Annotated in this window: 34 protein-coding genes; 15 read left to right on the top strand and 19 right to left on the bottom strand. The window is 38.9% G+C overall.

Annotated features, from left to right (window positions below):
• Positions 1–4: 4 nt before the first annotated feature.
• Positions 5–274, bottom strand: coding sequence for a hypothetical protein (locus tag ADU24_RS10025; protein ID WP_053366494.1), 270 nt, complete (start codon positions 272–274; stop codon positions 5–7).
• Positions 275–686: 412 nt separating this feature from the next.
• Here ADU24_RS10025 and ADU24_RS10020 point away from each other — a divergent pair, with 412 nt between their 5' ends.
• Together ADU24_RS10020 and ADU24_RS10015 are read left to right on the top strand one after the other, a co-directional pair.
• Positions 687–1,085, top strand: coding sequence for a GNAT family N-acetyltransferase (locus ADU24_RS10020; RefSeq protein WP_053366493.1), 399 nt, complete (start codon positions 687–689; stop codon positions 1,083–1,085).
• Positions 1,086–1,270: 185 nt separating this feature from the next.
• Positions 1,271–2,395, top strand: coding sequence for a phosphotransferase (locus ADU24_RS10015; RefSeq protein ID WP_053366492.1), 1,125 nt, complete (start codon positions 1,271–1,273; stop codon positions 2,393–2,395).
• A gap of 55 nt (positions 2,396–2,450) precedes the next feature.
• On the opposite strand, the gene ADU24_RS10010 is transcribed toward ADU24_RS10015, so the two are convergent.
• Complete coding sequence (locus tag ADU24_RS10010) at positions 2,451–2,774, bottom strand: CotD family spore coat protein (RefSeq protein WP_082306872.1); 324 nt, start codon at positions 2,772–2,774, stop codon at positions 2,451–2,453.
• Between the two features lie 280 nt (positions 2,775–3,054).
• Here ADU24_RS10010 and ADU24_RS10005 point away from each other — a divergent pair, with 280 nt between their 5' ends.
• From ADU24_RS10005 to ADU24_RS09975, 7 genes are all read left to right on the top strand, one after another.
• A complete protein-coding gene (locus tag ADU24_RS10005) occupies positions 3,055–5,106 on the top strand; it encodes a sensor histidine kinase (protein WP_053366491.1) in 2,052 nt (683 codons plus the stop codon).
• Positions 5,107–5,117: 11 nt separating this feature from the next.
• Positions 5,118–5,762, top strand: a complete 645-nt coding sequence (locus tag ADU24_RS10000) for a response regulator (protein WP_197277495.1) — start codon at positions 5,118–5,120, stop codon at positions 5,760–5,762.
• A gap of 177 nt (positions 5,763–5,939) precedes the next feature.
• Positions 5,940–6,590 (top strand): hypothetical protein, encoded by a 651-nt coding sequence (locus ADU24_RS09995; protein ID WP_053366490.1) that lies wholly within the window; start codon positions 5,940–5,942, stop codon positions 6,588–6,590.
• A gap of 197 nt (positions 6,591–6,787) precedes the next feature.
• Positions 6,788–7,579 carry an STAS domain-containing protein gene (locus ADU24_RS09990; protein ID WP_053366489.1) on the top strand — a complete coding sequence of 264 codons (792 nt, stop codon included), beginning with the start codon at positions 6,788–6,790 and terminating at the stop codon, positions 7,577–7,579.
• A gap of 354 nt (positions 7,580–7,933) precedes the next feature.
• Positions 7,934–8,194 (top strand): hypothetical protein, encoded by a 261-nt coding sequence (locus ADU24_RS09985; protein ID WP_053366488.1) that lies wholly within the window; start codon positions 7,934–7,936, stop codon positions 8,192–8,194.
• A 121-nt stretch (positions 8,195–8,315) separates the two neighbouring features.
• Complete coding sequence (locus tag ADU24_RS09980) at positions 8,316–9,347, top strand: DUF3231 family protein (protein WP_053368876.1); 1,032 nt, start codon at positions 8,316–8,318, stop codon at positions 9,345–9,347.
• A 255-nt stretch (positions 9,348–9,602) separates the two neighbouring features.
• Positions 9,603–10,091 (top strand): hypothetical protein, encoded by a 489-nt coding sequence (locus tag ADU24_RS09975; protein WP_053366487.1) that lies wholly within the window; start codon positions 9,603–9,605, stop codon positions 10,089–10,091.
• Between the two features lie 102 nt (positions 10,092–10,193).
• On the opposite strand, the gene ADU24_RS09970 is transcribed toward ADU24_RS09975, so the two are convergent.
• A complete protein-coding gene (locus ADU24_RS09970) occupies positions 10,194–10,490 on the bottom strand; it encodes a DUF6258 family protein (protein WP_053366486.1) in 297 nt (98 codons plus the stop codon).
• Between the two features lie 475 nt (positions 10,491–10,965).
• Between ADU24_RS09970 and ADU24_RS09965 the strand changes: the two genes are divergently transcribed.
• Both ADU24_RS09965 and ADU24_RS09960 read left to right on the top strand, forming a co-directional pair.
• Positions 10,966–11,328 carry a DUF2750 domain-containing protein gene (locus ADU24_RS09965; RefSeq protein WP_197277494.1) on the top strand — a complete coding sequence of 121 codons (363 nt, stop codon included), beginning with the start codon at positions 10,966–10,968 and terminating at the stop codon, positions 11,326–11,328.
• Between the two features lie 21 nt (positions 11,329–11,349).
• Positions 11,350–11,634, top strand: a complete 285-nt coding sequence (locus ADU24_RS09960) for a hypothetical protein (RefSeq protein ID WP_053366485.1) — start codon at positions 11,350–11,352, stop codon at positions 11,632–11,634.
• Positions 11,635–11,683: 49 nt separating this feature from the next.
• Here the strand turns inward: ADU24_RS09960 and ADU24_RS09955 are convergent, their stop codons facing one another.
• The 9 genes from ADU24_RS09955 to ADU24_RS23655 form a co-directional block, all read right to left on the bottom strand.
• The gene (locus ADU24_RS09955) at positions 11,684–12,040 is read right to left on the bottom strand and encodes a hypothetical protein (protein WP_053366484.1); all 357 of its coding nucleotides are present in this window, start codon (positions 12,038–12,040) and stop codon (positions 11,684–11,686) included.
• 66 nt (positions 12,041–12,106) lie between these two features.
• A complete protein-coding gene (locus tag ADU24_RS09950; RefSeq protein WP_053366483.1) occupies positions 12,107–12,823 on the bottom strand; it encodes a hypothetical protein in 717 nt (238 codons plus the stop codon).
• Entirely contained in the window at positions 12,807–13,340 is a 534-nt protein-coding gene (locus ADU24_RS09945) for an RNA polymerase sigma factor (protein ID WP_053366482.1), read from the bottom strand. Before ADU24_RS09945 ends, ADU24_RS09950 begins: the two co-directional genes overlap by 17 nt.
• A gap of 140 nt (positions 13,341–13,480) precedes the next feature.
• The gene (locus ADU24_RS09940; RefSeq protein ID WP_053366481.1) at positions 13,481–14,248 is read right to left on the bottom strand and encodes a VanZ family protein; all 768 of its coding nucleotides are present in this window, start codon (positions 14,246–14,248) and stop codon (positions 13,481–13,483) included.
• On the bottom strand, positions 14,200–14,571 hold the full coding sequence (locus ADU24_RS09935; protein WP_053368874.1) for a PadR family transcriptional regulator: 372 nt from the start codon (positions 14,569–14,571) through the stop codon (positions 14,200–14,202). The genes ADU24_RS09940 and ADU24_RS09935 overlap by 49 nt, the downstream gene beginning before the upstream one ends.
• 171 nt (positions 14,572–14,742) lie before the next feature.
• Positions 14,743–15,918, bottom strand: coding sequence for a D-alanyl-D-alanine carboxypeptidase family protein (locus ADU24_RS09930; protein WP_231689596.1), 1,176 nt, complete (start codon positions 15,916–15,918; stop codon positions 14,743–14,745).
• Positions 15,919–15,939: 21 nt separating this feature from the next.
• Positions 15,940–16,677 (bottom strand): TraX family protein, encoded by a 738-nt coding sequence (locus ADU24_RS09925; RefSeq protein WP_231689595.1) that lies wholly within the window; start codon positions 16,675–16,677, stop codon positions 15,940–15,942.
• Between the two features lie 151 nt (positions 16,678–16,828).
• Positions 16,829–17,215: a cupredoxin domain-containing protein gene (locus tag ADU24_RS09920; protein ID WP_053366479.1), complete on the bottom strand. Its 387-nt coding sequence runs from the start codon at positions 17,213–17,215 to the stop codon at positions 16,829–16,831.
• Positions 17,216–17,594: 379 nt separating this feature from the next.
• Positions 17,595–17,729: a hypothetical protein gene (locus ADU24_RS23655; protein WP_269432223.1), complete on the bottom strand. Its 135-nt coding sequence runs from the start codon at positions 17,727–17,729 to the stop codon at positions 17,595–17,597.
• A gap of 277 nt (positions 17,730–18,006) precedes the next feature.
• Between ADU24_RS23655 and ADU24_RS09915 the strand changes: the two genes are divergently transcribed.
• A complete protein-coding gene (locus ADU24_RS09915) occupies positions 18,007–18,513 on the top strand; it encodes an RNA polymerase sigma factor (protein ID WP_053366478.1) in 507 nt (168 codons plus the stop codon).
• Positions 18,510–19,841: a DUF4179 domain-containing protein gene (locus ADU24_RS09910; RefSeq protein WP_053366477.1), complete on the top strand. Its 1,332-nt coding sequence runs from the start codon at positions 18,510–18,512 to the stop codon at positions 19,839–19,841. The genes ADU24_RS09915 and ADU24_RS09910 overlap by 4 nt, the downstream gene beginning before the upstream one ends.
• Positions 19,842–20,072: 231 nt before the next feature.
• Here the strand turns inward: ADU24_RS09910 and ADU24_RS09905 are convergent, their stop codons facing one another.
• Positions 20,073–21,233, bottom strand: coding sequence for a CamS family sex pheromone protein (locus ADU24_RS09905; protein ID WP_053366476.1), 1,161 nt, complete (start codon positions 21,231–21,233; stop codon positions 20,073–20,075).
• Positions 21,234–21,590: 357 nt separating this feature from the next.
• Here ADU24_RS09905 and ADU24_RS23650 point away from each other — a divergent pair, with 357 nt between their 5' ends.
• A complete protein-coding gene (locus ADU24_RS23650) occupies positions 21,591–21,716 on the top strand; it encodes a hypothetical protein (RefSeq protein ID WP_269432222.1) in 126 nt (41 codons plus the stop codon).
• A 47-nt stretch (positions 21,717–21,763) separates the two neighbouring features.
• A complete protein-coding gene (locus tag ADU24_RS23005) occupies positions 21,764–21,907 on the top strand; it encodes a hypothetical protein (RefSeq protein ID WP_156324550.1) in 144 nt (47 codons plus the stop codon).
• 123 nt (positions 21,908–22,030) lie between these two features.
• On the opposite strand, the gene ADU24_RS09900 is transcribed toward ADU24_RS23005, so the two are convergent.
• The 6 genes from ADU24_RS09900 to ADU24_RS23310 form a co-directional block, all read right to left on the bottom strand.
• Positions 22,031–22,360: a hypothetical protein gene (locus tag ADU24_RS09900; RefSeq protein WP_053366475.1), complete on the bottom strand. Its 330-nt coding sequence runs from the start codon at positions 22,358–22,360 to the stop codon at positions 22,031–22,033.
• A 288-nt stretch (positions 22,361–22,648) separates the two neighbouring features.
• A complete protein-coding gene (locus tag ADU24_RS09895; RefSeq protein ID WP_053366474.1) occupies positions 22,649–22,846 on the bottom strand; it encodes a hypothetical protein in 198 nt (65 codons plus the stop codon).
• Positions 22,847–23,055: 209 nt separating this feature from the next.
• Positions 23,056–24,432, bottom strand: a complete 1,377-nt coding sequence (locus ADU24_RS09890) for a UDP-N-acetylmuramoyl-tripeptide--D-alanyl-D-alanine ligase (RefSeq protein WP_053366473.1) — start codon at positions 24,430–24,432, stop codon at positions 23,056–23,058.
• 336 nt (positions 24,433–24,768) lie between these two features.
• Positions 24,769–25,506: a class I SAM-dependent methyltransferase gene (locus ADU24_RS09885; RefSeq protein WP_053366472.1), complete on the bottom strand. Its 738-nt coding sequence runs from the start codon at positions 25,504–25,506 to the stop codon at positions 24,769–24,771.
• A gap of 173 nt (positions 25,507–25,679) precedes the next feature.
• Positions 25,680–25,970, bottom strand: coding sequence for a suppressor of fused domain protein (locus tag ADU24_RS23750; protein ID WP_082306870.1), 291 nt, complete (start codon positions 25,968–25,970; stop codon positions 25,680–25,682).
• Complete coding sequence (locus tag ADU24_RS23310) at positions 25,906–26,244, bottom strand: hypothetical protein (protein ID WP_053366471.1); 339 nt, start codon at positions 26,242–26,244, stop codon at positions 25,906–25,908. The genes ADU24_RS23750 and ADU24_RS23310 overlap by 65 nt, the downstream gene beginning before the upstream one ends.
• Positions 26,245–26,289 lie beyond the last annotated feature (45 nt).

Raw genomic sequence — 26,289 nt, 5'->3', positions numbered from 1 at the left:
TTTCCTACTTTGTGAATCCCAATTGAGCTAATCTTAAAACGTCTTTCTTTTTAATCTTTTTCTTTATGCCTTTCTCTGGCTTTTCAAAGTTTATATCCACCTTGTCTGGGTTTGCTTTTAAATCAATTAATTCCTCTTTTGTAAAGCCTATTTTTTCTAAAAGCTTACTATTTCCAACTTCACTATTGCCCACTGCTTGATTTGTGGCGAATGCGCTTGTTGCAAGTGCGATTAAGAGTCCCATACTAATTAAGATAGAAAATAATTTCTTCATTTACGATTGCTCCTTTTAAAGTTAGTTTTGTGAATAAAAGATTTGGGTCTAATAAAAGTTCTTCCTCCTTTCATTTTTTAATTTGTTGGAAATTTCTAAAACCTTCTTTGAAACAAGAAAAATATAACATTTTATGGTTATTTCAGTAAATACAATTTATGGATTTAAATGTTGGGAAAATAGTGTCTTTATAAAAGAGCATATAAAAAAATAATTGTTGCAAAATGCTTAGATTTCTGAATAGCGTGTTAGTGAAAGTTCGTTGAGCTTTTTACTTTAAAAAAGGTTTTTGTGATCTTGTGCCGAATAGTCTTAGGAAGTCCAAAATGTTTGGAGGCCTTCACTTTGTTACTTTACAATTGATTCTTATCAACTTCCCAGTCATTTTTTATAAAAAACAGGAGTTGATAAAATGATTTACAAACATACGATTGATGGCATTTCACCTCGTATGCTGCACGGATTTTTCGTGGGCTGGCCGAATCCGCCGAGCCCGGAAACCCACCTGAAGCTGCTTCAAAACAGTAGCCATTTCGTAATCGCTGTGGAGGATGATAAGGTTATCGGCTTTATCACGGCAATCAGTGATGGCGTTCTTTCCGCCTACATCCCCTTCCTTGAAGTGCTGCCTGAATACCAGGGAAAAGGAATCGGTAAGGAACTAGTGAAACGGATGCTTGAACAGCTTGGCAGCATCTATATGATTGACCTGAGCTGTGAAGACGACCTCGTCCCTTATTATGAAAAGCTCGGCATGTTCAAGTCGAACGGCATGCTCTTTAGAAATTACGATAGGCAGTCAGGGGTTTAAAGGAAAGCTGCATGTGTTTTTTTAAAAAAAGCCTTGAATAATTAAAATAGACAACTTTTAGTCCAATTCACATATGAATTGGGCTTCTCTTTTTTTCAAAAAAGAGAATGGGTCCTTTGTATGCAAGAAATCCTTGCTAGCTTTATCCAATCGATATGCGAAAATTTATGTAGGAGGGAAAGGAAATGAACATTGGTGAAAAACTCAGGATAAGGAGGAAAAAGGCGGGCTTTACCCAGGAACAAGTAGCCGAGAAAATAAACACTACGAGGCAAACCCTATCAAATTGGGAAGTCGGGAAGAATTTCCCCGATATTGACTCAATCATAAAGTTAAGCCAAATCTACCAACTTTCCCTGGACGAATTGCTGCTAGGCAAAATATTTTTCAAAGGGGCGATGGCAGTGGGCAAGAAATTGTCTGAAACGGAAGTTCAAAACTTGATCCAAACGCAAGTTCCATTCGCAAAAAAGGTTAGGGAACTTCATGGCGGGCTTGTTTCTCAAACATTTTCCTATCAAACAGGTACTGGCCACTATGTGTTTCAAGCGGGAAATCGGCGGGAGGTATACGAGAAGGAACGATGGGTACACAATCACTACAGCCCTCTCCTCCCACTGAGAGAGGTATTGGAGATTCAGGAAACGGAGAATGGGGTCGCTTATTCGATTTCAAACTACATTGAGGGAAGTAAACTATTCGATTTAAACAGCCAGGAGCTGCTTGATATTTGTCCATCGGTTATGGAAACACTTGAAACATTGGAAGCAATTGAAGTTCCGGCGGAAAAAGGATTCGGGCGTTTTGATCATACAGGGTACGCTGGTTTTCCGACCTGGGAAGAATATATTAAAGCTGTATACAATGAGAAAATTTATGACTGGTCGGCCCTTGAACGGAATGGGTTGGAGTCAGATGTCGTTGAGATGGCGATAAATGAGTTGAAGGCGTATATCCACTGTATTTCACTTAGCAAAAATCATCTCGTTCATGGAGATTTAGGTTCATTTAATTTACTGGCCAAAGATGGGCGGATCTCAGGCGTGATTGATTGGAGCCTTGCATTGTATGGTGATCATCTATACGACAAAGCGAATATTCTGTTCTGGAATGAGGATAAGCTCCAGCCACTCGTTCAACGGATCCGCAACAGCTATCTGCTCTCCGATGAATCGTGTGAGAAAGTGTACTGTTATATGATCCGAATCGGGCTCGAGGAGATTTATAACACTGTCATCCTTAACGAAATCGGATATGACATTGAATGGGTTGCGAATAGATTGAAGGACATTATTGAGCAAAAACATTAAAATAAAAGAAAACGCCCGGAGCAAGGAAGCTTCGGGTGTCTTCGCCGTATTGCCATTACATTCTGAACAGCCAATTGCGTGGTCCGCGATTGCCACCACCAAATCCAGGAGCTCCAGAAACTCTCCTGCATCGAGGATTGTTCACATCCCGCCCGCAATCAAAGTTTTCCTCAACAGTCTCATTCACAGTCCGCTCAGTAACCGGGAAAAAGTTTTCATTGCGGATAATTGTCCTGTTCACATTAATGATCTCAGTTGGGTGGATACGCCGCACGACCCGGGTTCTGGTCCTTTCGTTCACAATGGTATTAGTAGGATAGACGATCGTTTCCACCGGTCCTATGCCATGGCAGCCGCAAAAGTCTTTTTGGTACGACATTTTCTCACCTCCCCCCTTTTTCAAGTTCGGACACAATATCTTATTCATCTGGCGCGGACTTGTCCTAGACAAAAAAACCCTTTGCCAAAAACAAACGCTTGTCCTGTTTTTTGAAAAATTAACCGCCACTGCTTTCTTCTAATCTACTCATTTATCTCAAGTCCATTCTTCATTTCTATCAACCATATGGATTAAATGATTGCGTATAGTTCTATTATTCTTGTTTTTGAATAGAATTATATAAGGATTTGCTAGTAAGGAACCTTGAAGGAGATTCGATATGAACATGTTTGCCTTCTTAAAGGAAACAAAGATACATTGGCTGACGCGAATTGTATGGCTCGTAACCGCCTGTTTTGCGATTTATTTTTTTATAGTGGATTTTCCTTTTCGGCTCGAAATGTATAGTTCAGTATGCGGGGATGAGGCCAGCTGCCTTGAAACGGGTCAGCTTAACCTCGGCGAGGCACGGCAATTAAGTCAGTTGGGATTGTCCCTGGATGCTTTCGCGGGTTTTAAAATATTCCTTGAAATCGTGAAAGTACTTGTCTATTCTAGCGTTTCATCCATACTGCTTTTCCGTAAAGAACAGCCTTGGTTCAACCTCTATGTCTCCCTCGTATTCCTTTCACTGGGAATTGGTCTTTCCTACAATTTTCTTATCGATTATCCAACGCATATCTTCATGTACCATTTTATTAGCAATTTCGGAGCAACCTACCTTGTTTTGTTCTATATGCTCCCGGACGGGAAATTTGTCCCTAAATGGACCGTTGCCATCGCCGTGTTTTGGATTATGGTCGGTGTCTTTTCGGTGTATTTTAAAGGCAGCGTTATGGATGTGGAAAATTGGCCGTTATGGCTTGGAGCCTCATGCTGGATATCCTTCCATGTCATGTTGATTTTTTCACAAATTTATCGGTACATGAAAAGGTCGGATGCCATTGTAAGGCAGCAGATGAAATGGTATGTTTACAGCATTATTATGTACGTGATTGCCCTGTTGCTGTTAAATTTCGTCGGCCCGCTTAGCATTTCGCTAAAAATTGCAACGGAATTCCTATACGCCCTAAGTACAATTCTGATTCCCTTATCCATCGGTTTTGCCATTTTCAAATACCATTTATGGGACATTAATATTATTATCCATCGTACTGTTCTTTACGGGATTCTCAGTATCCTTGTTGTCCTTTTCTACAGCGTTAGTGTAAGTGTGTTGAGCCGGTATATCGTTGAAAAGGATAAAATGATTTCCTCCTTAATCACGGCAGGKATCATTGCTTTTTGTTTTCAGCCGGTAAAAGTAAAACTTCAATCGTTTGTGAACCGCCTAGTCTATGGGGACCGGGATAATCCCCTTTTCATTCTGACTCAGTTGAATTCCATCTTAACAGCCGCTAGCAGCATGGAAAATGTCCTTCCCTTGGTCGTCACTACATTGGCCAAAACCCTGAAAATTCCCTATGTGGCGATTCGCCTTATTGAGCAGGAAAACTCATATATTGCCGCTTCCTTTGGTAAACCAATTGAAGTGGACAGGGAAATTCCCCTTTTTTATCAGGGAAATCGGCTCGGTTCCTTACTGCTTTCAAGCCGGGATTCGCTTGAACCATTTAGGCAGTCGGATATGAAACTTCTCGATGACTTGGCGCAACAGGTTGGGATTGTTGCCCAATCGATTCTGCTCCACAAGGATTTGCAGCAATCGCGGAGCCAGCTTGTCCTGGCCCGGGAAGAGGAACGGCGAAGATTGCGCAGGGATTTACATGACGGGTTAGGACCTAGTTTGGCTAGCATAAAAATGAAGCTGGATGTTGCGGAATCATTTATTGAAGCGAAGCCTGAAAGCACCGCAAAAATCATCCATGATACCGGGAACCAATTAAAGCAAATGATTGATGAAATCAGAACCCTTGTCTATTCCCTTCGCCCTCCTGTCCTCGATGAACTCGGTCTAGTTGCAGCAATTCGCGAAATGTGCAACCACTATAGCCAGACAGGAATAACCTTTTCCGCCCTGTCGATCCCGGAACCTTTGCCCGCTTTGCCGGCTGCGGCCGAAATAGCGGTTTACCGGATTGCACAGGAAGCGATAACGAATGTGGTCCGCCACTCTTCCGCAAATGAATGCTCGATTACGATACATGCGGAAAATGAGAATTTGCATGTAACAATTATGGACAACGGCAACGGAATACCCAACCAGACTTTTAAAAAAGGCATTGGCTTTCATTCAATGAAAGAGCGCGCAGAAGAGCTTGGAGGAACTGCCCTCATTCAGAATATACCCGTTGGGGGCTTAAAGGTTTTTGCAAAAATACCAATCCAATAGAGGTGGAATTGATGATAAAGGTACTGGTTGTCGACGATCATCCGCTATTTCGGGAAGGAATTGCAACTTTGCTGCAGTCAACAGACGAAGCGGAATTGATTGGGGAAGCTACAAATGGGAAAGAAGCGATTGAGATGGCGGAACGGCTGAATCCGAATGTCATTTTGATGGATTTAAATTTACCTGTTTTAAATGGAATCGACGCCATCCAGTTGATAACCCGCCGAAAACCGCAAATCGGAATTCTTGTTTTGACGATGTTTGATGACAATGACTTAGTATTTGCCGCGCTAAAAGCTGGCGCTCGCGGATATTTATTGAAAGGTGCGAACCGTACGGAAACATTGCGGGCCATCAGCGCGGTTTCCAATGGCGAATCGATCTTCAGTCCGCTAATCGCCAGCAGGCTGTTATCCTATTTTCGGACAGGCCAATTAAAGGAAACCGTTATTTTCCCCGAATTAACGGAGCGGGAACGGCACATTTTGGAATTGATTGTGGACGGAAAAGATAATCCGGAAATTGCAAGGAAATTAGGCATTACCTTAAAGACGGTCCGGAACCACCTGTCGAATATTTACAACAAGCTTCAGGTGGCCAATCGCTCAGAAGCGATTGAACAGGCGAGGAATGAAGGTATGGGGAAAAAGTTTTAGAACATGCCGAAATGTTCCCAAAGCATTCCCGAAAAGTTCCCGGCTGTATCGGGTAATGGCTCCCATGACAGCGGGTGACTGCCGATGATAGATTTGAGATATAGAATACCGGAAATCTTTTGAACTCCTTTTTCCCTCCGGTATTTTAAAATTTCAATTAAGGGAGAATGAGAGAAAATGAAGTTTTCCGACCATTTTTTTCGGGTTAGCGGAGCATTTATGGTATTAGGCGCCATCACGGTTGTGATCGGCCACTTACTGAAGCCGCAGCCGCCAGTAACCAATGATGGAATCGAGCGTTTCATTTCACAATCGCTGCTTTCCGATACTTTATTATTGGTTGGGGTTCCGATCGTATTGCTTTGTTTGGCAGCACTTTTCATCAGGCAAACCAATTCCTTATCACTATGGGGATGGGCAGGATATCCTCTCATGTTTATTGGTTTGCTGGTCGTTGACCTGATACAGCCGATTATCAGGCTGGCCACCTATCCCCATGTCCTGGCCAATGTGAATGGTGAAAAGGAAATTTTCCAGGCCGTAACGACGATATACGACCAAGAACCCTTTGGATTTTTAAACTTTTTACTGCTGCTGAGCCTGATAGGCCCTCTTTGGACAGCCGTTGCTTTCTGGAAAAGCAAAACCTATCCGTCCTGGATGTCGTTATTGCTAGTACTTCTGATTCCAATCTTTATCATCGCGCCCCTCTTCGGATTCTATAACTTTCCGGCGTATATTTATCTCGTCTTCGCAATATTTGGAGTACGGTTGATTACGGATACGGTGCATAAGAAGCCTGCCCTGGTTCACACGGCTAATCAGTGAACTGAATTTTTTTAAGAATTTGGACCATTAATTTGTTCCTTTTTACTTGCGGGAAATGAAAATTTGAAATTCAGTTGCTTTACAAAACTGAAATTTCGCTTCCTTTTTGTTACATTTATAAAAATGGCGGTTACATCGACCTAAAAACGGGTAAATTCAAGGGGGTTATATATACTATTTATTAAGGCAGGTAGAAAATGCGAACGAGAATAATTGAAATTTTAAACGAACATCGAGATGAACTTTTGGCAAACTGGAAAGTGGAAATGCGTCATGCCCTGCCGGAAACGGAGTACACGGAGGGGATATTGGCAAATGAGCTGTTTGATATTATTTTTGAAAGCATTAAAAAAGTAGATACCGAATCCCCTTCTGACCTGAGTGCGTTTTATGCAAAGTTGATGGACTTCAATGGCTCTTTGAATTTTTTGACTTATGGATTCCAGTCATTCCGGAGAATCGCCTTAAAAACACTGCTTCAGGAGGATTTAACAAAAGAGGAAGTCCTTCAGGTCTATTACGAAATTGATCGATGGTTTGACCCAATTTTCTCGCAGGTTGTCCACGATTGCACGACCAATTGGGAAACTGCCCTTTCGCAGCATCGGGAGACAATCCAAGAATTATCCGCGCCGGCGATTCAGCTTTTTGAAAATATTGTCGTTATGCCTTTGGTCGGAAACATCAATGAACAAAGGGCTGCCACGATAATGGAAAGCCTTCTAAATGGGATCGAAAAACACAAGGCGGAAATTGTTTTTCTGGACGTAAGCGGCGTCCCGACGATCGATACGTTTGTTGCCCAATCACTTATCAATTCCACCACGGCTGCCAGGTTGCTTGGGACCGAATGCATGATTGTAGGCATGAGGCCCGAAATCGCCCAGACCATTATCGGCTTGGGCATCAATCTTAGTGAGGTTAAAACGTTCGGATCGCTAAACAGCGGGCTCACGTTTGCCATGAAGGAATTGAATTTGCAAAAATAGGCCGGCAAAACGCCCTTCCGATTGGGAGGGCGTTTAATATGTTCTTTTCGTTCGGAAATCGGGGAGAAATTCGTGAAACCACGCAATATTATCTGGAGCGATACATCCCCTCACCTCTTTGAAAGCTATCTCTGTCTATTCCCTGGAAAGCGAGCCCTTAACGCGAGGTCCACTATGGTATACTTTTGTTACCAGTCTTTTGTGTTGAATCAGGGAGTTACGGCTACAAAATATTGTTAGGGACAAGTTGCGTTTTAACTCGCCTTTAGGGCACCAATACTACATTTAGCACCTTCCCTGACCTTCTTAACGAAGATGTTCGGTCACTAATACTTCCTAGAAGGAGTTCGTCATATGGGATTATTTTTTGAAAAAAGGGAAAGCAGCAAGCCTTTCATTTGGTTAAGGCATTTCATTATGTTGATGGTTTTGGTCGTCATAGGCGCGGCCATTCTCAACGGCTTCAGTTCTATTTACCTTACCATTCTCTGGATTATCTTTGGTTGCAGTTCGATACTTGATGGCATTGAAGCATATCTGAAGAAAACGGCCAAAAAAAGATACTTAATGGACTTTGGCATAGCAGGATTATTCTATTTGCTGGCAGTTATTTAAACCTCCCTTTTTAATGTTCTCCTTTTTTGTGGATCATTTTTATAAATGAATGAAGTTGTATGAGATGGCAACCCTAAGAAAAAAGCGAGAGAAGGGATTGCTGTTGGAAACGCAAAATCCGATGGATGTGTTAAGGCCGATTCATTTAAGTACAGAAAAACTGAATGAAATGCAGCCTTTGAGCAGTGTGGAGATGGCCAAACTTTGGGCTACTTATACCGGGAATAGTATGTCCATGCAAATATTGAGTTATTTTTTGGAGCATTGTGAGGACGAACAAATTCGGACGCTTTTGGAAAATGGTTTGAATCTTAGTAAAGACTTTACACAGAGAATCGAAGCGTTTTTCAACGAAGCGGATTTTCCACTGCCAATCGGTTTCACTGAAGAAGATGTTAATCCTGGAGCTCCGCGTTTATACGAGGATCAATTTTACGTGCATTATTTAAAATACGCGGCCAAAGCCGGGATGAGTATTTATGCGGTAGCTATTCCATTAATGATGAGGGAAGATATTAGGGAGTTTTTTGTTTACTGCAGCGAATGCGTCGCCATCTTTTTAGGGCAGATCAATAATGTATTAATTGAAAAAAACTTTATTTCCAAGCCTCCGTTTATCCCGATTCCTGAAGCTCCCGACCGTATAAACAAACAAAGTTATTTGAGCGGGTATGTTGGCGATGTCCGCCCATTGCACGCACTTGAAATTACGCACCTTTATGACAACATTGAAAATAACACAACGAGTAAAGCTTTGTTGCTTGGTTTTTATCAAACAGTTAGGGATGAAAAGATAAAGGCGCTCTTCAAACGGGGTTTAGACATTACCGATAAATCCGTGAAAAAGTATATGGAAAAACTTCAGGAAGAACACTTGCAGACTCCGTCATACCTTGACCATCTCGTTACAACATCTGTCTCCCCACCCTTTTCCGATAAAATCATGTTGTTCCATAAGGTGGACATGTTTTCGATGAAAATTAGGGCCTTTGGCAATTCATTGGCCGTAAACGGAAGACGGGATATTGCGTTATTATATGGACGTTCTCTACTAAACACCGGCCTGTTTGTGGATGACGCGACAAATATTTTAATCGATAAGGGCTGGATGGAATCCCCGCCCAAGGCCTTTGACCGGGACAAACTTCATTGAGATAAATTGCGGGCAACCGTCTAAATGCATATCATTTTTTAACCCTCTGGCAATAACAGAAAGGCAAGTTGTGTCGCACACCTTGCCTTTTTTAGCATTATTCTTGTTGTTACTTTATGGTAAGATATTCAAAAGAGAAGAATTTAAAAACGATTGGTAATCGGAGGTTCTCAATAATGCTAAATACTGATGACTTGGAATCAGCTTTTTCCTAAAAATCTCGTTTCCCTCGGTACAAATGTTAGGAGGATAAAAGTGAAGCAAAAATTGTTTGTACTTTGTTTGTTTTTAGTATCATTCTTTTTAATCACTTTTTTCACAAATGGAACAGAGAAAGAACATGCAGAGACTGCAAAAGATTCAATAGAAACGATAAAACAATCAAATGATCAATGGGAAGTTAGGAGTGAGTATGTAAAAGATGGGGAAGTTTTATTAGAGGTTTTCCCAGATCCTGCTCTTCATGCAGGCAAATCCTTTGGATACATATTTCATTTTAAGGAACCTTATGAAACTTTTAAGGGAAAAAAACTATCAATTTATGCTTACCCTGAACAAATGGGAGAAAAAATCATTGCCTTGCCTCCAGAAACAATAAAAGAACCTACATCAGGCTACCGTACTTTAGAACGCTTTCCTGTTATTTTTGAAGTTCCAAGAGGCGGTTTGTGGCGTTATGAAGTCTTATTAGACGATAAATTTTATGCTGACGTAGTTTTGTTAGTTAAAAGACAGGATAAATGACTTCATTTACCCTGTTTATTAGGGTCAATAATAAATACGTCATCCCCTAAAAAAGTAATTCTAACATCATTTGAAACTAGGTCTTCACTAAAATTACAAGCCTCAATAAAAAAACATATACTTATTTTCTTCATCAACCCATTTTGCATAAACATCGTATATCTCGTCATTTGGAACCATTCCGGATGGATTGAAAATAATCTCTTTTACTCCCGTAAATAGTACGATGCCATGTGGTATGTCTTCCTCTGTATAGTAATCCCATTGTTCAGTTCCAGGTCTTAATCGTGAGATTCGGTCTACATGTAGTTCTAATGTTCGATCTTTATTATTAATAACAATTTTTTCACACCACCTATCCCCAAAATATAGGTTTTTCAACAATTCTATTGGATTCATTCGTCATTTCTCCTTTAATACTGGCAAATCATCATTCATTCGTTAATAAAGAATCAGTACTTCAATTTAAGAATGGTTAATAATATTTCCGCTAAAGTTGGAATACAATGAGCGACAATTGGGTTACAATGTTGTTCACGTAGGCACTACATAGGTTGAAATAGATTTTTACACCTTTATTTTAGAATGTAAGTTGATTGGAGCGGAAGGCACCGACTTCTCGAAAATGCTACGCATTTCCTTCGTGCGTGGGCAAATTCGAGGATGCCATTCAGTGTCCTGCGGGATGCAGAGGCAAGGTGGCGACCCCACAGGCGCTAGCGCCGAGGAGGCTCCACTGACGCCCCGCGGAAAGCGTGTGCCTGGAGCGGAATCAACCGCAAGGTTACTGAAAAATACACAATTATTGATTCAACCTATATAGTAAACAATAAGGAATGAGTATTTTAACCTTATAAAAAAGGAAGGTAAAACCTTGACCCAATCAGCTACAAATTGGACAGAATTTATTAATGAGATTATTATGTACCGTAAAGTCTGGACAATCAAGGACAAAGATGGGGTTCCCACTTCAACAAACGTTGACGGTCAAACGTCAATGCCATTTTGGTCATTGGATTCCAGGGCCCAAAAAATTATTGAAAGTGTTCCTGCTTATAGCCATTTCCAACCAGTTGAAATTGATTTTGATGAATTTCTAGATAGATGGTTAAATGGCCTAGAAAAAGATGGACTATATTTGGGAGTTAATTGGAGTGGCAAGCAGGCAACAGGATATGATATTAAGCCAAAAGAGGTTCTGGAAAGAATAAGATATGAACTCAGTTTAAACAATTAATATATATTAAAAGGAGAAAAAATGGCTAGATCAATCGAAGAAGCAATCGTGGAAATAATCAAGGATCTATTCATTTATATTAAATACCTCTTCCTATCTAAAGAAGAAAAGCTACAACAGAACCTTCTCTTAGTTAAAGAAAGATACTGGTTCCAGCAGTTGTTGCTAGACAGGCCAGCTTTAAACAAGCTACTTGATCAAGACATCGAACTGAAGCACTATTTTTCATCAAGAAAAAATGTCAGGAAGCTACTTAGGGACAAAGGTGAACGGAGTCGGTTCAAATCGTGGATTCAAAACAAGTAAAGGACCTTTTAAAGGGTCCTCTACTTTATCGGATTTGGCAATAAGGAGACTATTTGCCGCGTCGTTTATTTTTCAAAAGACTTGTTTCCACTATCGCAATAATGACAAACAAAACCGCGAATGCAAGTGTAAAATTCAGGGACGTTTCGTATGCTGCTCGAAAGGCCTCCATGGTCCCCCCGTCATCGCCCAGAATCCAGGTTGCAATACCCCTATTAATGGAATATCCATCGTTTTTTTCGGGATGAAGATTCACTGTGATGTTCTGCGCAAGACTAATATTCGCAAGCAGCCCGGTAACGATCAACAAGGCGGCCCCTTTCGTAAAAGGCTCCCTCACATTGAACCTTTTCATCAGAATCACCGAAACGGCAATAAATAATATGCTGCCAACCAGGTAAGCCATCCTTTTGCCACATCTCCTTTTTCACGCTTATCCAGGCCCTAAAAGGATATTAATTCAATTGAAAATCTAATTTTGTCCACTAGCAGATTCATAAATAGAAATGTCAATACCATCGTTTAGCTGGATATGAAGAGCTCTCTTCTCTTTTTTACTGCTTCCGGCAAGTTGATATCCTAGCTGCACCTCATAACTTGGCTCTGCTTTGCTTGGAGTGGCCTTATCAATCGTTATGGTTTCGTAATCGATTTTATTATAAATTTCTATCAGGTCCTCGATTTTTGATTCCCTTCTAGTAAATGCATATAACTTGATTTCATCCATATCCCTTTGCTTAAGAGCATGCAGATAAAGGATGAACACCTTCGCGCCTTCTTCCGACTTTATTTCTTTGGACAATGTTTGGTAAAGGTCTTTATAGTGTAGGTTTTCATTTAATAGTTGACCGAGATCGTAGGTGTGTTTTTCTACATGTGGTGGGGGTTCGGCATCTGAGGCAGTTGGAACTTCCTTTGCTGGTACTATTTGCTTGCGTGCTTGTGAAAGTTCCTTTTTTGTTGTCATGGAATCTAAAAATGGTAAAACCAGAATGAAAAATGTAAAAAGAGCTAAGGAACTTGCAAGTAGAATTGACAGCTTCCCGGGCTGGTTCACTGGTTTATTTGAAGTTTGCATAAGCCTGAACCTAAGTGATTCCACAAACTCCGGATCAGGATCCAAATCCTTTCTTTTCTTTAGCGCGAGTAAAAAGGCGAATTCATTTGGATGGCTATTTTGTTTCTTCAAGATACTTCCACCCTTCTTGTGAATGTAGGCTCCGTTTCAATTGGCTTAATGCCCGATGCAAGTCTACCCTTACCTTGAGTTCCTTGCATCCTAAAACATGGGCCGTTTCTTTTACACTTAAGTCCTTTAATACCCTCAGAATGATAATGCTTCTATAATGCGGTTTAAGCTTCAATATAGCCTGCTGCAGCTCCATCCATATTTCCTTGCTGATTAACATGCTGTCATGTGATTTTTCCACCGTGTATTTTGCTTCATTGAAGATATTCGGTAAAAAACTGATTATTTTCTGCTTCCTCTTAAGGTCGACCGCAGTATTTCTCGCAATAGAAAGAATCCACGTCTTCTTTTTAGTGGGATCCTTTAATTGGTGGATATTTCTCATTGCTTTAATAAAGGTATCCTGCGTAATATCCTCTGCTTCCTGTTTGTTGTTCGTAAAATACAACGCGAATTGATAAACATCTTTATAATATTCTTCATACAAGCTGCCAATTAATGAAGTGTTTTCATTCACCTATGTCCCTCCTGGCTCCCATTTGGTAATAAGTCGTTTAAGGGGATGTTTTTGTTTCAAAAATAAGAAAAAAGGCAACTACAAAGAAACGCGTGCCAAATGAATATCGACGCGCGTTACCTCAAAGCCTGCTAACACATTCAATTTATCATTCGCCGGAAAGTACTTCTATTCGGAAAAGCCACGATGCTTTTTAACACCTTAAAAAGCAAGAAACCAACGATACTGCCAACAACATTCAAAATGACATCGTCAATATCAAATTGCCCAACTTTTAAGGCAATCTGTAAAACTTCGATTGAGAAGCTGATAACAGTTGAAGTGACAATTACGTTGGTAAATCTGCTGTATTTTTTAACTAACAAAGGTAGGAACATTCCCAACGGCAGGAAAATTAATATATTGCCCAATGTGTTATTGATGATGATCTCCACGTTAAAGCGGTCGGAACCTGTTATGTACAAAAATGTATTTTTAAACGGAACAATATTGGAATTGTTTTTTAGAAAAGTGAGATACCCTTCTGAATTGCCTGGAGAAAAAGTATATCTACTCATCATTTCTCCATTTATATAATAATCGGTCATTCGAATAATGACTCGTTGAAATAGCAGCTTAAATAGAATAATAAATGAGTAAAGGCCAAATAAAAGCCATGTCCCTATCTTAAATGCATTATAGAATGGAAACAGAGACTCCTGTAAACCTTTCGTTAATTGCTTTTGTTCACCGAAACTTTCTAATGCCTTTTGTGTTGCCCCTTCTTGTGTAAACCCTTTTTCGATGTATTCATTTTTCAATAAATACAGATGGTCTCTCATCTCATCAGCTATTTCTCTTTTTTCTTCCTCATTACAATTTAATTGGCTAACAATTTTATCAATATAGGCCTCGACTTTTTTATCCAAGCTACTCCCTCCGAACATGCTTTAATTAAATTGCTAATCTGATTCCATTCGTTTAATTTCTTGGTTAGCTCTTTCTGTCCATCGCATGTAATTCTATAATATTTCCTTCTCCCGCCAACCTCTGGACTTTCCCAATAGGATTGAAGCCAATCTTTATTTTCCAATCTCTTTAAAGCGGGATATAGCGTTCCTTCACTCATGTTGTATAGTTCGTTGCTTTTTTCTTTTAACGTTTTTACAATTTCATAACCGTACATGTCTCTTTTATCTAGCAATGATAAAAGCAAAATATCAATACTGCCTTTCATAATTTCTTTTTCCATCATTACACCTTACCTTCAAACTCATTCTGTTTACATCGTATCACCAGGTTACATCGCATTACAAGGGTGAATACAAAAATTGGGCTTTAAAAACAATAAAACAGCGGGAAACAAAGCTTCCCGCTGTTTATCACGTTATTTAACTGGTTTCTTTTACGCATTTGAAAACAATCAATCCCGGTTCGAACTATAGCTTTCAGTCAAAACAAACTTTCCCTCTCCGGGATTGTCGGCTATTTCATTCATTGCCTCCAAATCGTTAAAGTGCCACCATTCCGATGCGAGCGGGCTAAGCCCGGCGCTTGTACAATACGTCTGCAACTTCATGGCAGCCTCATTCATGGACTCGGAATTAGCCGCACTCTTCCAAGCTGTTGCCGACCTCGAAGGGACTGGAGCGGCAAAAACCGCAGCTGCACCGCTCAACTCATGAATCGGTGTCGGCATCACATACTCAGTATAATCGGTAATCATTGAAACGGTGTAAGCGCCAATTTGCACCTCTTTTTTCTCATTAACTTTCACTAAACTCACATCGATGGCATAGCCCTTCTGATGATTCGAAACACCGTTTGTAATAAACCAGGTGATGTTCCATGGCGGCGTATTGATTCCCGTCATCACGTCCGGGTCTTTTTTTGCCAATGCACTCAGGCTATCGACGACTGCCTTTTGCACAGAGAAGGGCCTGAACGCTTCATAAATTTTGAGGGAATCCCCTTCTTTCAGTGCATTCTGTTGAGCCTTGTGGATTTTTTTCGACATCGTATAAAGAACAGGCATGATATATTCTTCTTTTCCCAGCCGCTCGTTAAAGGTTTTCCCTACATATAAAGCACGGCCGGTAATAGTGGGAATGGCCTTGCCCGATGAGACAAATTTGGATGAATACGTATTCGTGTTATCATACACAATCGAAGGGATGACATCAGGCAGATTGATAAAACAATATTGATGCGGCAGCCAGCCAGATGAAGGCCCTTGTTTTATGAACCACCATTCCCCTTCCTCGCTTATAATTTCAAAAGCGGTTCCAGCTTTCATTGTTTCAATTGTCTTTGAATCAGGATTTGCCGCTTCCTTTAATTCCAGTGGTATAGATGTGTAGCCTGTTACACCTTCGACCGGGAGTTCCAGCTCACCTTTATATGGTTTGCTTTCAACTGCCACTTTTTTGGCTGGTTGCTCTTCTGATGATTTTGAATTGCTTTCCTGATCCTCTGCAGCCGGCGGTGTTTGCCGATCGTTTCCGGAACGCTCTCCGCCATGTTCAGCTGTGCAGGCTGAAAGAATGAGGATAATCACCATCAAAAAAACAGGCAAAGACTTATATTTGCTATTAAACATCAACCTTCTCCTCATTTTCTACTACCCGAAAATTACATGTCTAAAAAGATACAAGATAATCAGGTGTGCCGGGTAAAAACCATAAAATCCCCATTTGATCAAATTTGATTTTTTGCCCCGCTCCCCATTGTATAATGCCAATAAAGGGATGACGAGAAAAATCCCAAACCGGAAAATGGAATCGAAACCCATTGAAACGATGCCGGGGATAATATAGAAAACTGTCCCAATTGTTGCATAACTCGTCATTTGCATTCTGAAATTCCCTCTGAATATACCGAAAAACATCACCCACAATACAGCGATATAATTCCAGTCAGCGGTATAGGCTAGCAGACAGCAGACGCCGACAAGCACTCCTTTTAAACCAAGGGATATATCCTCTCTTTGGCTAATCCCCAAGGCAACGAGCCCCATCAACAACGACCAAATTACACTTGTCGCCTGCCACCATTCAAGCCCTAAAAACATCACAAACGGGAAGTGCGAGATAAGCGCAAAAATAAATAGGCGTTTCTTATACTTTTTTAAATTAGATGTATAATGATATCCCTCTGCGATTAAATAACACATAATTGGTGCCGCAAGTCTTCCGAAAGTATGTATAACAATGCCGAGCGTTGTGTCTTTTTCAACCAGCCATATCGCCGTATGGTCAACGATCATTGCGATAATCGCAATGACTTTTATGGCATTTGCATCCAAAGCTCCAATTCTTATTGCATCCGAAGTCCATGTTCTTGTGTTGTTTACTTCCAAACCTTACACTCCCATCTTGCTAACTAATCTTTACCCTAACAATTACTATTCCTTAGAAATCAGAACATTAAACTTCTTTTTTCGACAAAAACTGAGTTTTTATCCAAATTAAAAAGAGCTACCTAGGTAGCCCTTTGCGGTGGTAAAAACATTATTTAACAATTACTTTTCCAACCATTCCGGTCTGATAATGGTACCGGCATATTAAATCATATGTMCCCGGCATATTTGGCTTTACGCTAATGGTTTTTGTTGTGCCCGCCTGGACAACGGCGTCAATTCCGAGCCTTTGCACTGTAAAAGTGTGCTCTTTCTGGCCATTGTTTTTCAAAATAATCGTCGTTGCTCTCCCATTTGGCAAAGTAATGGTTTTCGGATTAAAATAATCATCATTCAGCTCGACTGTAATGGCGTTCTCTCGCTCATCAGGCTGTGTTCCGCCACTGGATTCAGCCAATACATGGAGTGAGCCTAGAGTATTCAAAGCCAAAACCATTAAGAGCAACACGACGAACCGGTTTATACTTTTTAATAACATTCTTCAATCCCTCCTTTTCTAGGGATATGTTTTCCAAAACGGAAAAAATTATCACTAAAATCGTGTGGAAGGTTCAACTTCAAACTTAACTATTCAGAAATAAGCCTTTGTTCGAGGGTGTCAATGGCCTTGTAATCCAGAGGGGGATTCACAACAATATAAATGCGGGTCCAGGCGACTATATCGTGTTCAAATTCATATATTTTGAAATCCCCATCTTTATATTCGAGGTTAAGCGCAAACTTTTCACTTGGATGTTCAGAACTCCAACCTTCTTTAGTTGTTAGTTTTACCTGGTATTGATTAAGAAATTTCGTTAGTTGATTGATCGATTCATCATCTGCTCTTAAAAATTCAATTGTCTCAGGTCTTTTATTCCCTAATGAATATAAAACTCCTCTACATCCTTTATTTTCACTAAATCAGCCAGATTTTGTTCCCGATATTTATACACATTGAAAGCAATTACTGCGATTATTAACAACAACAACGGAATGAAGATATACTTATTCAAAATGGTTTTCCCCCTTCTCTTTTCTCTTTAAAACACTCCCACCAAAACACCATCTATTCCTCTTTCAATTTAGCATAGCTAATTATAAATAACCAAATTATTCCATCTAAATTAAAAAATTTAGAAATATCTTGTTAAATATAGCGGTAAATAACTATATCTTTCTGATATGCTAAATAATGTATTTTCCCTAAACGAATTCAATTTTAAAAAATACATCCGATCAAGTGAACGAACTAGCCGATTGAGGCATCTAATTAGTAAAGGAGGCTTTGGGATGGATGAAATTCAACTGGCCAGAGAAGCGATCAATGGAAACGAAGCTGCTCAAATGCAGCTTTTGAATTTATATAAAGACCCAATGTATCGAATTGCATATAGTTATATGAGAAATGAACAAGATGCAGATGATGCACTGCAAGAAATGACCTATCAATGCTTAAAAAACATCCATAGAGTGCAGAAGCCTGAGTTTTTAAAAACCTGGCTCGTCCGCATTGTTATTAATACATGTTTAATGATGAAGCGACGGAGAAAACGTGATGTCATAACGAATGACTTTCAGGAACAGCCTCAGCATATGGCAGAACTATTTGAACTGAACGATGTTATTTCTCAACTGCCCATCGAACAGCAGGAACTTATTCATTTGAAGTACTTTAAAGATTTAAAGAATAGTGAAATTGCTACCCTTCTAAATATTCCCGAGGGGACAGTTAAATCAAGATTACATAAAACATTAAAAAAGATTCGCCATTTATTCGGAGAGGGGGGCATTTCATGAGCCAGTTTGATAAACAACTAGAACAAAGATATTTGGAATTACTCGATTCAGTGCCACTGGAATCGTTACAGCCAGAAGCACAGCTTATTGCATTCGAACGATTAAAAAAACAAAGAATTTACCACAAGCGTCTCATCCAAACAACAATCTCCGTTGCCATTCTTATGATTGCCTTTATCGGATCCATCCGTGTGTCCCCTGCCATTGCGCACGCAGTCGCACAGATTCCAGGTTTAAAGCCAATTGTAGAAATGATTGCTTTTGATAAAGGCATCGAAGACATTGTAAATAATGACTATTTCGAGCAAATGAATGAAAGCCAAACAATCAATGGAAAAACCCTTACGATTACCGGGGTTGTAGCGGATGAATCAGGGATGATTATTTCATATAAACTTAAATCCGATGAGGATTTATCATTATTTACCGGAGTGACGCCGGAAGTGAAACAGAAAGATAAACTGGTTAATGCCGGGGTTGTCTATGGCTGGACATATCCGCCTGGAGGGACTTATGAGGTGGAAGATACTATTAATGTTACAGCAGCTAGCCAAGGTATGGACTATTCATCCCGGGATTTCGTGCTTAAATTAGCGCTTCGCGAACGTCCGGAAACCGTGTTTGAAATTCCTTTTACATTGAAAAAAGAAATTAAAGCCTCCAAAAGGTTTACTATTAACAAAAAACTAACCGTCGATGGACAACGCTTCACAATTCATGAGCTGATTATTTCTCCGATTAGGTCCGAACTCAGAATGTCCATTGACTCGTCAAATTCAAAGAAGATTTTAAAATTTGATGATATTCGGCTATATGACGAAAATAAAGAAGAATGGGGCAAAATTCGAAACGGCGTCGTAGGATTTGGCGAATATAAAGATGAGCAATTTAGTATCCTTTTAGAGAGCAATTATTTCCGGATGCCAGAATCAATTACCATAGAAATGCGGAAAATCGAAGCGATTGATAAAGCGGATGAATTTATTGTAGTGGATTTTGGCAAGAAAAAAGTGATTAGTCACCTAAACACAATCGACATCGAACTTGAAGTTAAAGATAACTATGAAATTGAATATAAAGTACCTTCTTATAAAAATAAGAACGAACATAAAGGTGTATTTAATAATTTGATTGACGCAGACGGGGAAATTTATCGTTCATATAGTGTTTGGATTTCCCCGCAAAAGAACTATATGTTAATTGGGCAGCATTTTGATATGGAAAATGCAGAAAAGCCCCCAACCAATCCGGTAAAGCTTGATATCGCACGCTATGAGCAATATCTTAATGGAACAGGTCGTATCAAAGTAGAACTAAATTCAGAATGAACCTTAAAGAAAAGCCGATTCAAGCAATATACTTGAATCGGCTGAATTTTTTTAACGAAAAATATAAACCAAATGGTTCTAAGCTCACCTATATCCCTCCAGGCTCCCATTTTGTAATAAGTCGTTTAAGGGCGTTTTTTATTTGAAAAGGAAGAAATAAAGATAGCTACCAAAAAAACGAGTGTCAAATGAAGTGGCAGGCGTTATCGACAAGCTTATTAAGGTCTTATTTTAATTATAAATATGAACAGTTGGCTCCTCTTGGTCAACTTTTCGGACAATTAGCGATTCGGGCCCGTTAATTGAATGAATATCAACTGAAACCGAAATATATTTCGGAAAATGTTCCACGACGAGGCCTGTAACATACTGGGTGAATCCAATGGCTTCCGCCTTTCCATAAAATTGATTTGTAATGGAAATGTCCATTTCCTGAAGCTGCCCATTTATATAGTGCGCTTTTCCGACTACTCCATTGTGGTCAGGGAAATACTGCTCGACGTCCATCTTGAAGTTTTCAAAGGCAAGGCTATCTTCCCGGTAGCTTCCATCCTTTGGTTTTTTTAAAGGAAAGAGAAAGTACTCTTCATCGATTTTCTCCCAGTTGCTGATATTTGCTCCGTCCTTTACAGTTGTGTAAGCGAAAAAGCTTCCGGGGACAATTGAATCACGGCTTTCTTGTTCAAAAAGAGCAATCGTAATCGGTACATTTCTTAGCTCATGCATCTCCCTTAACCGACTAAGCACTTCTTGCGCAAGTTTCTTACCTTCCCTTTCGAGGACATCCTTTTTAATAGGAACCTCAAACACATCACCATATTGTTCTTTTTGAAAATAGTGGACTGAGTTCAAAGCAAGCCCGATGACCACTCCGCCTAGCTTCAATTTATTATTGTCCAAGTAATCGTGTTCAACAATATGGGCGAGGTAAATCGGACTTTTCTTATTCCTGGCTTCAATTTCGCCGACTTCATCATCGACCGGATTAAGGCCAACATTTCCCCCTTCCTTCATTTCCCTCTCTTCCAACTGCTTTTTTGTATATTTACGTTTAAGCCATGCTTTTACAGTGTCGCCCTTTAAGTACTGGCCTTCACGGAACACATACTTTTCCGGGTTGAACGTGTTTTTGGCAATCCGCATTAGCGCCATTTCAAATTCATTGATATCGTAGCGCGTATTCAAATTGTTTACGGTAAGACCACGAGCCACACTTGGTTTAAATTCCTCAAGCGTTCTATAATGACTATCCGAGATTTGATATCTTGGTATAATCGTATTTTTCTTTAAAGTTTCCTTGTCGGAAATCGCTTCCTCCTGCTTTTTTAATTTCGGGGCGCATGCGCCGAGCAAAAGCGTTAAGGAAAGAAGCGCAATTGATAGCTTTTTCACATTTCCTGCACCTCTTTCAATTTGATTTCTACATAAGAAGCCTTTTTCAGAGTAAAAATTCACTTCTAAGTTCCTCGGCTTTATTGAATTAAATACGGCCTCTCTACCAGCAATAAGAATATCGTTTTTGTAGCTAGATTACCGGAGAAGCCACAAGCGATCCTGATCAAGCAGAAATTTATTCCTTTAGCAGCTATTATTTATGTAAACTTATGGTTTTAGCATTTGAACAAACAATTACTGTATATTTTAACATATATTTCAATGCGGCTGTTCTGCTAAACTCTATGTGAGATGTATTTTTAAAAAACGAGGTTACTATAGAATAACGAGTTGAAAAAATAATAGGAGGCTACTATGAGCGGAGATGGCGGAGATTTTTTAATTTGGATTAGTTTAATCGCAGTTCTTTTCATTGTTAATTATTTGGCGATTACTCTTTATAGCAAGAAGAAGACATCTTTTTCTGGTCTGGCTTACTGATTTGTATTCTTGGCCCAGTTATAGGGTTTATTACTGGGTCAATTTTCGTGAGTATGGACCATGGTGCGGGAGGGACTGGCGAGGGCGGTGCGATTGGAGGTGCATTTATAGGGTTGATTATCTTAGGTAACGGAATGATCTACGTTATTGTCGGAGCTATTCTTGCGGTTAGTAATTTCTTTAAAAAATAATGTGTTCCACATAAACTTACTGCCTAAGAGAGCAAAAAAGATTGCTCTCTTTTTGCTATTTTAAGGCCACACTATTTATTCTTATTGACTTAAAGACCAAGGGTTTAGAGCTCATTTACATGATTACCGTATATTTATTGTTTTTGAATGACACGAAATTTCATCGCCAGAGTTCAGCAAGATTATCGTTTTAATATGATCTGTAAAGTTGAAAAATTGAATGGAATTTATATAGAAACCACTTCCCCAAGGTTCATTTATAGTGACCTTAAAATCAACTACCTCTGAAAAGAGCAATTYCTTATGCTTGGCTCCAAGTTCTTTCGTTCCCGCTGTCAGCACCTGTGTAAGTACTTCTTTATTTTCATAGCTAATTTCTATATTTTGAAGCTCATAATCGCGAAAATATAGTTCAGCCAATTTATCGAAATTTGCAATTGTATAGGATTTCATTTAATTAATCTCCTGAAAAAATGCGATTTATAGAAAACGATTTCATGGGTTTAAATGCTTTTCGCCATTCATCCTATGACAACCTCACAACCCCAGTTATAAGGCATACAAAAAGCTAAGAGCCCTTAGTTTGCTTTATATTATTGTGTTTTTAAACATTAGCACCCGATAGTTTAAGTGTAATGCTTCACAATCTCCGTTATTGGATAAAGTATCTTCAAATTCTTTCAAGCACTTATACTCGATTGATTTGGTATTTCACGAAATAAACGGCAGGATGATATAAGTTTATAAATATTTCCTATCCCCCTTGCTTACCGAACCATCATATCCTTCCCCATCGTATACCAGCAAAAAAGTATTAGGGTCCTTCCTAATTTTATCAATTTGTTCACCTTGAACGATCATCTTTTTACTATTTGGTACTAACATTTTATAGAGTTTAAATAGTTGAGTTTTATCAGATTTTTCCGTTTCACGAATCATTTAGAGTTCAGCTCCTTTTGATTTTTATTCTCTACGGCATTATAAATGTTAATTATTCTTATTTAACTCCTTCCCACTTTAGTCAAAAAAAATGCCGCCTTGTAAGACAGCACTATCTGTAGCTTTTGCACTCGTTCGTTTAAATACATTTCCTTTAGAAAACCACCATATTTCTGCCTAAAGAATTTACACTATAAGTTGTAAATCGACTAAAGTATTTTTGTTACTACCTCATCCATTGCGGTTCCACGAGATCCTTTAATTAAAATTATATCGTTCGGTAGTAGTATGTTGTTTATTCGATTAATAAGTTTACCTTTATCCGTGAAATTTTCAGTTCTTCCTTTACCCAAGATTTTTTCAGCTTCAGAAGATATTAAGCTAGCCAGTGTGCCGTATGTAAAAACAACATCAATTTTATTTGGATTGACCAACCTTCCTATTTCTTTATGATATTCTTCTTCTAGTTCCCCCAATTCCAGCATATCGCCTAAAACCAAAATCTTTTTTCTATATCCTGATAGCTCCTGAAAAGTTTCAATCGCAGCTTTGACGGAGGTCGGACTTGAGTTCCAAGCATCATTGATCACAGTAAACCCTCTACTTGATTTTAACTTTTCCATTCGCATTCCTGTTATATTTATATTTTTTAACCCTTTCTCGATATTCTCCTCAGTAATATTCAACTGTTTTGCAACTGCTATGGAGGCTATAGCGTTGAATATATTATGTTTACCGATTAAGGGTAATGTGTAAGTAATGGTATGATTGTTATTGAGCGTAAATTTTAATCCATCTGATTCTCCGCTGAACCTACCTGGGTATAAATCATTTGTGTCATTTTCACCAAAGGAAATAAATCTTAAATTCTCCTTATTTTTCTGTGAAACAATATTTTGTAATAGAGGTTCATCACCATTATATATTAGTACACCGCCATCTTTTAAACCCTCAATAATTTCTGATTTTGCATTTGCAATTTCTTCCCTGGAACCTAAGGTCGCAATGTGTGATAAGCCAATCATTGTTATAACTGCTATATCTGGTTCTGCAATTTTAGCTAATCGCTGAATTTGTCCTCTCTCGCTCATCCCCATTTCAAGGACTACAATTTCATCAGTTTCTAAAATCTCTAGAATCGTTAATGGGAGCCCTATCTGACTATTAAGGTTCCCTTTTGTTTTATGTACCTTATACGATGTACTAGCAATAGAGTTTACCATATCTTTTGTCGTGGTTTTACCATTACTTCCTGTAATTCCTATAATTTTAATGGAAAGTTGTTTTCTATAGGCACTAGCCAATGACTGTAAGGCGGTAAGGGTGTTATCAACATAAATAAGAGGAATATCATCTGGAGGATTCTGATGGTTTTTATCCCAAAGCGAGGCTACAGCCCCTTTTCTGATTGCCTCATATACAAAATTATGTCCATCTTTTTCTCTCACAATGGGAACAAATAAATTTCCTTCCTTGACGGTCCTTGAATCAATAGAAACCCCTTCGATAAGAAGATCACCAAACTGTTTTGCTAACCCCTCGCCCATTGCCATCTCTTGAACAATTTTAAGAGTTCTTTTTATCAATTTAACTCCTCCAATAGAAAAACAACATTAATAATAGATATATTTCTATATCCTATGTAATTTTCCTCTATGAGTAACTAACCTTATTTAACTAAACTCCCCGTCGTTCAATAAGAAATTCAACAAAAGAGGGTTAATCGCTCCTGAATCATCACACCCGTATGTTTAAGTACATTTCTTCACAATCCTTCCAAAGTAATTACTTATGGAAATCATTTAATCGTAAATCAACATTTGTGTTTTAACTTTTTTGTATTAATCCAGCATGTCTCTGGCGTCCTGACAACATAAATTGGATAGGAAAAAGCTTGGAATCCAAGCTTTTTTTATGCTGAACTATTCACGCTTCGTGCAAGAAAAAGCCAGTACGACGGGGATTCTTTGCCTTCTTACAAACTCTGCTTCATTGGTAAAATGTTCTCGTTTTGGCTTTCCTTCTCGTAAATCAACTACTAAAAAACCAGATTTAGTAAGGGCTTTAAAGTAAGTTTCAATTGTTCGATGGTACTTTACAACTATTTGTTCAATCCAAGGTTCCTTTCTTTCACCTTCGAGAAAATAGTCATCAACTATCCAGTTCTCACGTTTATCTCCTGTTTGCTTGCTTATAAAAGATGATGTAGTGAGGGGATGTTGAACACTGAACACAAACTTACCATTATCTTTTAAGGTTTTATGCACATTTTGAAACAGTAAATGAATGTCTGAGACATAGTGTATAGCAAAACGAGAAGATACAATGTCAAATTTGTTCGTCGGGAAACTATATGACTCCATTGTCTCGTGATGAATTGTCCCGTTTTCTCTAACAATATTAAGATTTGCAGATGATACCATTAGTTTAGAACCTTCTATCCCAGTGTAAAAAGCTGCACCTTGATTCAGTAATTCCTTTCCAAATGAAGCATCACCACAACCTAAATCTAAAATACTTTTATTTTGAAAGTCACCAATAAGTTCATAAATGATAGGATTTTCGATAGCATTGTTGGGACTATCCTTTCTACCCCTTCTCTTCATATAATTTGAAAAAAAGTCCTCTTGGTCGTAAACGCTAGCACCTCTAAATTCCATACCAAACCATTCCCCCTTTCACACTCTTTTCTTAATAAATTTTCGTAATATTAATAAAGTTTATCGCTTTGGATATAAATTGTAAAATTTTAGAACCTTTTTTGGCGTGCCTCTATTCACCTTAAATTAGTATTCCTTCCTCCACTAAACTCCCGTTAATTAAAGAACACAGATTAGACGATACTTTTCCGATTCAGGTCAATCAAATCAGGGTCTGATACTTCGAGTTTAACTTCGAATTCTTCCCACCCATTTTTTCTGATAAATTCTGCTTCTTCTGAAGTAATCGGAATTAACCAAGCCATTATTATAGTTTTTGTGTTGTCTTCTTTAAAGGTATCAAATGAATCTGGAAAATAACCTGGACTAGTAACGTAAATGGTTTCTAAATTTGAACCATCAAAAATTGGTCCATACGGTCCAATTACATCGCCTCTTAGAAAAGCAGCCTGAGAATAAGGCAATTTTAGTAACTTGTGTCATTAATGCAGGTATCGTTAAATCTCCAGTATGAGAGTAGGAAACGAAAACCAGCTCTTGCCAGATTTGTTTTCCAGAAACAGAGGAGATCAATGGCACCTTATTCAAGCCCAAAGTAGAATATGATTTAGTACCTGAAAACGGTCCATTACTGTATTTTACAATTGGAACTGGAAGTGGTTCTCCTTTTTCAACTTCAGACCATCCATATTCAATCGGACCTAAATGTTTCTCTAGGAACTGTATAAATTCATCCATTTTTACACCCCGATTTTTCCACTTTACCTATTCTTCTATTTAATT

Origin of the sequence: Bacillus sp. FJAT-27245 (genome assembly GCF_001273955.1) — a bacterium.
Lineage (GTDB): Bacteria > Bacillota > Bacilli > Bacillales > Cytobacillaceae > Bacillus_D.
Note: the sequence above shows the minus strand (reverse complement) of the source record. Positions and strands in the feature narration are given on the sequence as shown.